5 protein-coding genes are annotated in these 6,746 nt (G+C 69.4%); 4 read left to right on the top strand and 1 reads right to left on the bottom strand.

The features are described from left to right. Positions 1 to 1,259: YhdP family phospholipid transporter (locus F3K02_RS03105; RefSeq protein WP_425485558.1), on the bottom strand; the 1,259-nt coding region annotated here is incomplete at its 3' end. Positions 1,260 to 1,411: 152 nt separating this feature from the next. On the opposite strand from F3K02_RS03105, the gene glnE reads away from it, so the two are divergent. From glnE to F3K02_RS27405, 4 genes are all read left to right on the top strand, one after another. Beyond that, positions 1,412 to 4,144 carry a bifunctional [glutamate--ammonia ligase]-adenylyl-L-tyrosine phosphorylase/[glutamate--ammonia-ligase] adenylyltransferase gene (gene glnE / locus F3K02_RS03100; RefSeq protein ID WP_246309137.1) on the top strand — a complete coding sequence of 911 codons (2,733 nt, stop codon included), beginning with the start codon at positions 1,412 to 1,414 and terminating at the stop codon, positions 4,142 to 4,144. Continuing rightward, entirely contained in the window at positions 4,141 to 4,767 is a 627-nt protein-coding gene (locus F3K02_RS03095; protein ID WP_177133224.1) for a rhomboid family intramembrane serine protease, read from the top strand. The genes glnE and F3K02_RS03095 overlap by 4 nt, the downstream gene beginning before the upstream one ends. A gap of 409 nt (positions 4,768 to 5,176) precedes the next feature. Then, positions 5,177 to 6,595 carry an NAD(P)/FAD-dependent oxidoreductase gene (locus F3K02_RS03090; RefSeq protein ID WP_343066966.1) on the top strand — a complete coding sequence of 473 codons (1,419 nt, stop codon included), beginning with the start codon at positions 5,177 to 5,179 and terminating at the stop codon, positions 6,593 to 6,595. Next, positions 6,592 to 6,746, top strand: a 155-nt coding sequence (locus tag F3K02_RS27405; RefSeq protein WP_425485560.1) for a DUF1365 family protein, incomplete at its 3' end; no start/stop codon positions are given. The genes F3K02_RS03090 and F3K02_RS27405, both read left to right, overlap by 4 nt.

The following is a 6,746-nucleotide window of genomic DNA, read 5'->3' as shown; positions in this document are numbered from 1 at the left end:
CTGCCCGCCTCGGCGCCGGCCGGTGCCACGCCTTCCCAGCTGGCGTCGAGGGCTTCGATGCGGCCTGCGGGCTGCAGGTTGGCCAGCAGGGTGCGGCTGGCTTCGGGCAGGGGCAGGCGCGTGGCGACGGCGGCCAGCGCGGCCAGCTCGATGCGGTCGGCGTGCAGGCTGGTGTTGGCGGGCTGGTTGCCCCGAGCGGCCTGGTGCCGCAGCCGCAGTTGCCCGCCCGGCCAGTCTTGGCCGCCCTGGGTGCGAAAGCGCAGGTTGTCGCTGGCGATCTCAAAACCGGCGTCGTTCCACTGGGCACTCAGGCGGCCGCGCAACTCGGCCAGCGCGAGTTCGGGCAGCTTCGGCCCGAGCCGCGTGGCCACGTCCTGCAGCGCCAGGTCGGTGATGACGCCGGTGATGCGGCCCTTGGCGACATCGGCCCAGGCGCGCACGGCGCCCTGGCCGGAACGCACGTCGACCTGCCAGGCCGAAAGATCGAGGTAGCCACGCAGGCGCGAGACGTCGGCCTTGGGGAAGTCGGCGTAGAGCTCGCCGCTCCAGCTGTGCCAGGGCGTGGTTTTGCTGCCGCCGCGGATGAGATCGAGAAGCGGCTCGCGCAGGCGGCCCCGCAGGCTGAAGCGGTCGCCCCACTCGGGGCTCGGGGTGGCGTCGAGGCGGAACTGGTGGTTGCGGCCCCCGTTGCGGGCCACGAAATCAAGGGCCGTCAGGATCAGCGGCGGCTGCGCGCGCAGGTCGTCGGTCCAGCGCACGACGCCGTTCTGGATCACGAACTCGGTCTGGGCGAAGAACCAGTCGGCGGCGGCGTTGTCGTCCGGCGCGGGACCGGAGAAGTCCAGGCCGGCGACTTCGATGCGGCCTTCGGCAGTGCGCCGCACGTCGAGCACGGGCGAAGCGATGACCAGTTGTTCGAAGCCCAGGCGCCAGAGCGAAGGGACGGACACCGCGGCCTGCACGCTGGGCAGGTGCAGCGCCTCGCGCCCCGCCGGGTCGAAGAGCCGGACATCGGTGAGCTCGAAGGCCGGCACCAGGCTGGGCAGGAAACCGGCGCTCCCGCCGTCGCCCGCCACCGCCGTCCGGGCGCGGATGGCGCCGACTTTCACGGGTACCCCCACAGCCCGGGTGGCCCAGCTTTCCAGCTCAGGGCGCCAGTCGTTGATTCGCGGCACAATCCACAAATGCAAGGCGCCAACAGTGAGCGCAAACAGGCCCCAGGCGGCCAGCACCATCCACAACAGAAGCCGCGCGGTCACTGAAAGGGTTTGTTGGGGTGTTCTCGTGGCAGATGCGAGAGATGCCGGGCGTTGATTCATATCCACTGCAAATTATGACGGCCAGCCCCAACATCGGTTCCCCAGCACTCGATTCCGCCTTGTCAACAAATGTGCCACCGGTCGCACCCTGCATGGATGCCCTGACGCAGGCCCACCGCGAGGCCGCCTATTCCCGCTTCGTGCAACGCGTGCGCAGGCGCTTCGCCAGCGAGCTGGACTGCCTGCCGCCGGGTGCCCCGGTCCACGCCAGCATGCAGACCTGCCTGGCGCAATTGCTGGGCCGCGGTCTGGCCATGCCCGCGGCCCTGCGCGTGTTGCGCCAGCTGGTGCTGGAACGCCTGGTGGTGCTCGACTGCGAGCAGGACGCCCCGCTCCAGGTGGTGACCCGCGCGGTCACCGAACTGGCCGAACTCGCGCTCGACGCCGCCTGCACCCTGGCCTTTGCCGAGCTCGACACGCTGTATGGCGCACCGCTGGCTGAAGACGGCACCCGGGCTCAGCTGTGGGTGATCGGCATGGGCAAGCTGGGCGCGCGCGAGCTCAACGTGTCCAGCGACATCGACCTGATCTATGTCTACGACCACGATGGCGAGACCGCCGGCAACGAGCAGGGGCGCAACCGCATCAGCAACCACGAGTATTTCGGCAAGGCCGTCAAACACATCTACAACACGGTGGGTGAGACCACCGAACACGGCAATGTGTTCCGCGTCGACCTGGCCCTGCGGCCCAACGGCAACTCGGGGCCGAGCGCGGTGTCGCTGGGCGCGCTGGAAGAGTATTTCCTGGTGCAGGGGCGCGAATGGGAACGGTTTGCCTGGCTCAAGAGCCGGCTGATCGCACCGGCCGCCTGCGTGCGCGACAAGAGCTCGAACGGTTTGCGCAGCGCGGTGCTGCCCTTCGTGTTCCGCAAATACCTGGACTACAACGTCTTCGATTCCTTGCGCAGCCTGCACCGCCAGATCCGCGACCACGCGTCCAAGCGCGCCGCGGGCAACCCCGGTCGGGCCAACGACGTCAAGCTCTCGCGCGGCGGCATCCGCGAGATCGAATTCACCGTGCAGCTGCTGCAGGTGGTGCGTGGCGGCCAGTTCCCCGAGCTGCGCACGCGCCCGACGCTGGACGCGCTGCAGCGCCTGTGCAAGGCCAACCTGATGCCCCCGGCCACGGCCGAGGCGCTGGCCACGGCCTACGACTTCCTGCGCCGGGTGGAACACCGCATCCAGTACCTCGACGACCAGCAGACCCACGTGATGCCCACGCGCGACGACGACCTGGCCTGGCTCGCGGCCACCATGGGCTGCGCCACGGTGTGCGAGTTCCTGCGCACGCTGGACGCGCACCGCGAAACCGTGGCACAGGAGTTCGACATCCTGCTCGGCGGCACGACCGGCGGCTGCAACGGCGCGGGCTGCAACGGCAGGAACGGCGCCACCCGCAGCGCGGTCGACAGCCTGCAGAGCGTGTTGCCGCAGCTGCCCGAGGCCTTTGCCGCCAAGGTGGCGCAGTGGTGCGAGCACCCGCGCGTGCTGGCGCTGCGCGAAGACGCCCGCAAGCGCCTGGTGCGCCTGGTGGAACGCACCGGCGCCTGGCTGGAAGAAGGCCGCGTCAACGAGCAGGCGGCGCTGCGCCTGGCCGACTGGATCGAACCGCTGCTGCGCCGCGAGAGTTACCTGGCGCTGCTGCAGGAACGGCCCTCGGTGCACGAGCGGCTGCTGCGCCTGCTGGGCGCGGCCAAGTGGCCGGCGCGCTACCTGCTGAAACACCCGGGCGTGATCGACGAACTGGCGAGCCAGCAGCTGCTGACCGACCGCTTCGATGCGGTGCAGTTCGAGGCCGAACTGGAAAACCGCCGCGATGCGCTGAGGTCCACCGACGAAGACGACGAAGAAGCCTTGCTCAACCTGCTGCGCCGGGCCCACCACGCCGAGGTGTTCCGCACGCTGGCGCGCGACCTGGAAGGCGTGCTCACCGTGGAGCAGGTGGCCGACGACCTCTCGGCCCTGGCCGACACGATGCTGCGCGTGACGGCGCGCTGGTGCTGGGGCCGCCTGAAGAACCGCCACCGCGAAGAACCGGCCTTTGCCATCATCGGCTACGGCAAGCTCGGCGGCAAGGAGCTGGGCTACGGCAGCGACCTCGACATCGTGTTCGTCTACGAGGACGAAGACGAGAACGCCGGCGAGATCTACGCCGCCTTCGTGCGCAAGATGATCAACTGGATGACGGTCAAGACCGGCGAGGGCGACCTGTTCGAGATCGACACCGCGCTGCGCCCGAACGGCAACTCGGGCATGCTCGTGACCAGCTTCACCGCCTACGCCAACTACCAGCAGCAGCGCGGCAGCAACACGGCCTGGACCTGGGAACACCAGGCCATGACCCGGGCCCGCGCGGTGCTGGGCAGTCCGGCGATGTTTGCGCGCTTCGACGCGATCCGCGAATCGGTGATCACCGCCGCGCGCGATGCGCAGGCGCTGGCGGCCGAGATCGTGGCGATGCGCGAGAAGGTGCGTGCGGCGCACCCGGTGCGCGGCGCCATGTTCGACGTCAAGCACAGCCATGGCGGCATGGTGGACGTGGAGTTCGTGGTGCAGTTCCTGGTGCTTTCGCAGTCGCGCGCGCACCCCGAGCTGCGCGCCAACTCAGGCAACATCAATCTGCTGCAGCGTGCCGAAGCGGTGGGCCTGTTGCGGCCGGGCATGGGCCAGGCCGCGTCGGACGCCTACCGCGTGCTGCGCCAGATCCAGCACCGCGCCCGGCTCGATGAAGCGCCCACGCAGGTCGACGCCGCGATGGTGGCGTCGGAAGCGGCGGCGGTGCAGGCGCTCTGGCAACACGTGCTGGGCACGCCCGGCGCATGAAACGCTCGGGCAGCTGGCTGCTGCTGTGCGCGCTGCACGCGGTGGCCAGCATGTTGCTGTGGTGGGCGCGCGAGGGTGTTGTGGACGTCTTCATCTGGCGCGCCGATGGCTGGACCGCCCAGCCCTGGACGCTGTGGACCAGCGCCTGGGTGCACCTGAACACCCCGCAACTGATCTTCAACCAGATCGCGCTGGGCGCGCTGACCGCTTTCGCCTGGGTGATCCGGCCCAACTGGACCTGCACGCTGGCCTGGCTGCTGGCCTGGCCGCTGGGGCAGCTGAGCCTGTTGTGGTGGCCACAGATCGGCTACGCGGTGGGCCTGTCGGGTCTGCTGCACGCGGGCGTCGCGGTGCTGGCGGTGCAGCTGCTGCGCCGGCGCATACCGATCCCGAAAGCGAAACGCTGGGGCGGCCTGCTGGCGCTGGTGCTGCTGGGCAAGCTGCTGCTGGAGCGCGGCTGGGCGTACCCGGTGGTGTGGGACGGCGCCAACGACATGTCGGTGGTGCAGGCGGGCAACCTGAGCGCCGCGGCCTGGGGGTTGCTGCTCGGCCTGGCCGCGACCTGGGGTCCGTTCTGGCGGCTCGCCGGTCTGCCCCCGGCGCCCAGCGCCGCGGGTCGCTGATCCAACGGCCTGCGCACGCCCCGTCCCAGGGGCCCCCAACTGAAACCATGCTGTGCCCAGGGTCATGCAGAAAAATCTTTCGGACAAATAGTGACTGATCGGTCACAATAGAAACGTTGAAGTTCAAATAAAGAACTCAGCGACTTATTCGACCACCGATCACACCGCCGGAAGAACCATGCACACACGGTTACGGAACTTTTTTCAACCGCCGGTCCTCCATAACACCATGGCTGTGCGCAAACTTGCGCGACCGACAGCCCACGTTTTTGCACTGCGAAGCCTTCCGGACGTGTGTCCGGATGCAATCCCGAGGCGGAACTCCTCCTCCTCCCTCCCTCCCTCCTTCGTTTCGGGGCGCTTCGCAGGCCTTTGTCTTCCGGCCCCTCGGGCCGTGGGGGTCTGAGCCGTGTACGCCGACCCCCTCTCGTCGATCTTCGGCGGCCATGCCCGCCCGCCTTTGCGCCGGGTCGCCATCGTCGGCTCCGGCATCTCGGGTCTGGCTGCGGCCCACACCCTGGCCGGTCTGGCCGACATCACACTGTTCGAAGCCGGCGCGTACTTTGGCGGGCACACGCACACGGTCGACATGACCCTGCCCGACCCGCAGGGCCAGGCCGTCACCTTCGGCGTGGACACCGGCTTCCTGGTGCTCAACGAACGCACCTACCCCAACCTGCTGGCGCTGTTCGCGCAGCTCGGGGTGCCGACGGCCCCATCGGACATGTCGTTCTCGGTGCAGGCACCGGGTGCCGCACCCGGTGGTGGCGCGCTCGAATGGAGCGGCTCCAGCCTGGCGACCGTGTTCGCGCAGCGGCGCAACCTCGGCAACCCGCGTTTCTGGCGCATGCTGGCCGACATCGTGCGCTTCAACCGCGTCTGCACGCAACTGGCGCAGCGCGGCGATGACCTGGCGCCCGACAGCCCGCTGCTGCAGCCGCTGGGCGACTTCCTGCGCGCACAGCGCTTCTCCGACGAATTCCGTGACTGGTACTTCCTGCCCATGATGGGCTGCATCTGGAGCTGCCCGACGGACCAGATGCTGCAGTTCCCGGTGGCGACCATGGTGCGCTTCTGCCACAACCACGGCCTGATCCAGATCACCAACCGCCCGCAGTGGCACACCGTGGCCGGCGGCGCGCGGCAGTATGTGGAGAAGATCGTGGCCGGCATCGCCGACAAGCGCCTGAATGCGCCGGTGCGGCAGGTGCTGCGCGACGCCGACGGCGTGCGCGTGGTGACCGAAGGCCGGGTCGAACGCTTCGACTCCATCGTGATGGCCTGCCACAGCGACCAGGCGCTGGCCATCCTGGGCGACGCCGCCTCGCCGGACGAACGCGCCGTACTCGGCGCCATCCGCTACCAGCCCAACCGCGCCGTGCTGCACACCGACGCCTCGGTGCTGCCCGGCGAACGCAAGGCCTGGGCGGCCTGGAACTACGAGCGCGCAACCAGCGCGGACAAAACGTCCGCCCAGGTCTGCCTGCACTACTGGCTCAACCAGCTGCAGCCGCTGCCGGTGCAGCAGCCGGTGGTGGTGTCGCTCAACCCGCAGCGCGCCATTCACCCGGCGCTGGTGCATGGGGAATTCGAATACGCCCACCCGGTGTTCGACCTCGCCGCCATCCGCGCGCAGGCCCGGATGCCCGCGCTGCAGGGCCAGAGGCACACGTATTTCGCCGGTGCCTGGATGGGCTACGGCTTCCACGAAGACGGGCTGAAAGCCGGCCTGCAAGCGGCCCGTGCGCTGATCGACGCGCACCTGCTGGCGCCCGCCAGCAGCGAAGCCGCCGCCCGCCGCGCTGCGCTGCCCGGGGTGTTTGCGTGAACACCGTGCGCAGCACGCCTTTCCAGCCGCCACAGATCGGCTTTGGCCAGGTGCGCCACACGCGCCACCGGCCGCAGCGCCACGCCTTCGCCTACCCGACCTACTTCCTGATGCTGCCCATGCGCAGCCTGCGCGCGCACGGCAACGGCGC

The organism is Hydrogenophaga aromaticivorans (genome assembly GCF_013387465.1).
GTDB lineage: Bacteria > Pseudomonadota > Gammaproteobacteria > Burkholderiales > Burkholderiaceae_C > Hydrogenophaga > Hydrogenophaga aromaticivorans.
The sequence above is the reverse complement of the archived record's forward strand: the minus strand, read 5'-3'. Positions and strand labels throughout refer to the sequence as shown.